The organism is Arthrobacter sp. 2MCAF15 (assembly GCF_052115605.1).
Taxonomy (GTDB): Bacteria; Actinomycetota; Actinomycetes; order Actinomycetales; family Micrococcaceae; genus Arthrobacter.
Map to the genome: position 1 here is coordinate 1 of NZ_JBFRGZ010000044.1, position 2,152 is coordinate 2,152.

Below are 2,152 nucleotides of genomic sequence, written 5' to 3' on the forward strand. Positions count from 1 at the left end.
GCCATCCAGCCATCCAGCGTCAGATCCAGGCACTCAGCGCCGAACTCCTGACACTGACCACCGCGAAACAGGGCACCAAACCCCAGCCCGCCATCCGGGCAAAACCAAATGATTCCACGAAACAACCCAGGCGGGCATCTTGACATGATTCCCCGGGCCCATCGCGTTGACTGACTCGAAAATAGGTGATGAGTGGTTTCAGGTTGCCGCTGCGGTCTGATGGATAGGGATCCGGCAGCCCCGAGGGCGCGCTAGTCGAGTAATCCCACGATGTAGCCGACAAAGTACAGCAGCGACAACAGGACCACTGCTGCGATGCCCGCTATCCAGAGAATCTGGGTGCCCATATTCGTGCCATTCTCATCGTGACCCTGCGGTCCGCCCGTGGAGGCTTCGCCCGGAGGCGTCTCGCCTGGCGGCACCCCGCCTCCCGGCTCTAAGCCAGTGATCTTGTCCTCATACGGGTCGGGATTGCTTCCTGACACGTTCACTCCCTGGGTCGCAGTGCTGATGCTTTGAACAAGGTAGCGGGCAACAGCGGTCGGGACCTAGGCTGCGCGGGCCTCAATTCTGGCTTGGTCCTCGGGCGAAAGGTCTTCCCGGCGAAGAGCAGCGGCGGGGTTTGCGCCGCCGGGCAACGGCCCGAACCGATCGTTGGCACCTCCGCGGGCTTGAGGCTACGTCCCAGCGGCTGGATGCTTCGCGTGTTCGACGGCCCACTCGAGGGCGTAGTCTGCTACCTCCTCCCATCCGTCCTGCCCCACCGTGTAGTGCGAGCGCCCAGGGAACTCCTTGTAGTCGGTTGTGGTCTTGACGTTGCGGTAGTGCTTGACGTTCGCCTGGTTGACCGCTGGAGGCATGAGGTTGTCGTCTCCACCCGCTATGAACAGCAAGGGCGCGCGGTCCTCATTCCTGAAGTTCACGTAGGTGTCCTGGTGTCCAGGCGTGAAATTGGCGAGGGGCCCGGCCCACACGAAGCTGCCAGGCGTTGGAATGTGGTAGCGCTCGTAGACCTTGTCCGACTCTTCCCGGCTTAGGGTATTGGCGAAGGCGTAGTGGAACTGCTCTGGGGTGAAGCCCACCGCCCTGTGGCGGTTGGCGGGGTTCTTCAAAATGGGGAAGAGGGATCTTATCTGTGAGACCGGGGTTACCCGGACGCCCTCCGCCGGCGCGGAGTCTATGACCACGCCTGCTGCCCCGTAACCGTGATCGAGCAGGATCTGGGTGAAGAGGCCTCCTGCCGAGTGGCCCATGATGATCGGGGCTCTGTCCAGCCCGCCGACTACACCTTCGAGGTGTTCGACGACCGCAGGGATAGTCAATGCCTCAATCGGGGTGGGATCCTCGTTGAGCGCTTCGACCTCGACCTCAAAGCCTGGGTAGGCGGGCGCGAGCACCCGGTAACCACGGCCCTCGTAGCGCTCGACCCACTTCTCCCAGCTGCGGGGGGTCACCCACAGACCGTGAATCAACACAATGGTGTCCGGGGCGCCCGGGCCGGCGGGATTATCTTCAGTCACGGTGTCCTCCTATCGTCGGGGTGGGATCCCTGACAGGCCACGCGGCCAGCTCTACCGGCAGTTTCGGGCTCCTCCCACCGTTATCGCACCGCCCCTTCTACACTCAACCCCGAGCTCACGGGCGTTTAGGGCCGAAGGTCCCTTTGAACGTGCGTGCACACCGGCCAACCTCGTCTTCCGGGCCTTGCAGTGCGGCGGGCAGCTGACAGCAGCTTCGTCCGGGAGCACCCCCGAGCCCACGGACGCACGTGGGTGGGCCAGCGCGGCTGGCCGGACAAAGTTGCGCAGCACCGGAGGAAGAGGCCAGGGCCTCGGCCATGGCGCTAATCTCGCCCGGGTCGAGGCACTTCTATCCCCGTCCGCAGCCGCGGTCGACGAGCGATCGGCCCCATCATCCAGACCGGAAGTACAGGCCTTTCTGGACACACGCCTTCGGAACAAGGGTGGGCCCAGGCGCTCCCCCGCTGCATCCGGCAAGGATTTCTACCTCCCCCCGGGGAATCATGTCAAGATGCCCGCCTGGGTTGTTTCGTGGAATCATTTGGTTTTGCCCGGATGGCGGGCTGGGGTTTGGTGCCCTGTTTCGCGGTGGTCAGTGTCAGGAGTTCGGCGCTGAGTGCCTGGATCTGACG

2 protein-coding genes are annotated in these 2,152 nt (G+C 63.7%); both read right to left on the reverse strand.

Translation table 11 applies throughout. The annotated features are described in order from the left end of the window. Positions 1–251: 251 nt before the first annotated feature. The gene (locus AB4089_RS22855) at positions 252–485 is read right to left on the reverse strand and encodes a DUF6480 family protein (RefSeq protein ID WP_441411551.1); all 234 of its coding nucleotides are present in this window, start codon (positions 483–485) and stop codon (positions 252–254) included. Positions 486–677: 192 nt separating this feature from the next. Further along, positions 678–1,520, reverse strand: coding sequence for an alpha/beta hydrolase (locus AB4089_RS22860; protein WP_441411552.1), 843 nt, complete (start codon positions 1,518–1,520; stop codon positions 678–680). Between the last annotated feature and the right edge of the window lie 632 nt (positions 1,521–2,152).